The organism is Rhizobium bangladeshense (genome assembly GCF_001662075.1).
In the GTDB taxonomy this organism is placed as follows: Bacteria; Pseudomonadota; Alphaproteobacteria; order Rhizobiales; family Rhizobiaceae; genus Rhizobium; species Rhizobium bangladeshense_B.
Window position 1 is genome coordinate 1 of sequence record NZ_LYPL01000038.1, and the last position, 918, is coordinate 918.

The following is a 918-nucleotide window of genomic DNA, read 5'->3' on the forward strand; positions in this document are numbered from 1 at the left end:
CAAGTTCTTTCCGCCGAAAGGCTTCGTGAGAAGCACCACCATCTTTCTTGCCCAGCATCACGACCCTCAGCCGGAACGCGTCGACTGTGTCGCATACGTCTGCTCTTCGTTGGCCGAAGACGCCACCGTCGCGGAGGGGCTGAGCCGAATGTCAGGAGTGATCGAGGCCGACGAATTCCGGGTATTCTCATTGGTCGCCTCGGAGACCGAGAGGGTCAACCTCGATGATCACCTGCACTATCGAGATTGCCCGCAGCCGGCCATTCATCTCCTCGAGGGAGGTCGCTCCTTCGATCTCCCTTCGAGGGGCGCAAGCATCCGAAAAGCGCTGCGAGACCATCTCAAGCAAGCCTACGGCTGGAAAGGACTCGCTTACATCCCTCAGTCTTTAGGCGGGCCGAAGCCCGATTACGTGTCGGAATATGTGCCGGGTCTGCAGTTCTAGCCGCTCCTAGATTTCGACGGTGAACGCTGGGTCAAAGTTCGCCCCCTCGCCCGGATATCCGCGTGGGTTGGAAACGACCCGGCAGTCGCCGACCAAGTAGTCGTTCCGATGATGGACGTGGCCATGTACCCACAGCGCCGGCTGGGTATCGACAATTAGGTTCTCGAGATCAGACGCGTAACACGCCGAGAGTGGATCGCTCCGAAACTCGTTCGAAATAGAGCGCGCCGACGGAGCATGATGCGTGACGACCACGGTCTTTGTCGTCCGTGAACCCTCCATTTCCGAGGCCAGGAATGCGCGCGTCTCCATATGTTTGCGGTAGGCGTGTATCGGTTTGAATTTTTGGAATGGCACCTTCGCGAACTTGATCTTTCGGAAGTCGTTCATGCCGGACTGGGCGGCAGCCATTGCTAGTTGCGGATCGCCGCCGAGGACACGGAAGTCGGTCCACAAGGTGCCACCGGCGAACC

The 918-nt window shown here is 58.9% G+C and carries 1 protein-coding gene and 1 pseudogene; one reads left to right on the forward strand and one right to left on the reverse strand.

Annotation, left to right across the window (positions count from 1 at the left end):
• On the forward strand, positions 1 to 445 hold a 445-nt coding region (locus A7X77_RS30865), incomplete at its 5' end, for a hypothetical protein (RefSeq protein ID WP_210179776.1).
• Between the two features lie 6 nt (positions 446 to 451).
• On the opposite strand, the pseudogene A7X77_RS33635 reads toward A7X77_RS30865, so the two are convergent.
• Positions 452 to 918, reverse strand: a pseudogene (locus tag A7X77_RS33635) (metallophosphoesterase); the annotation flags it as partial.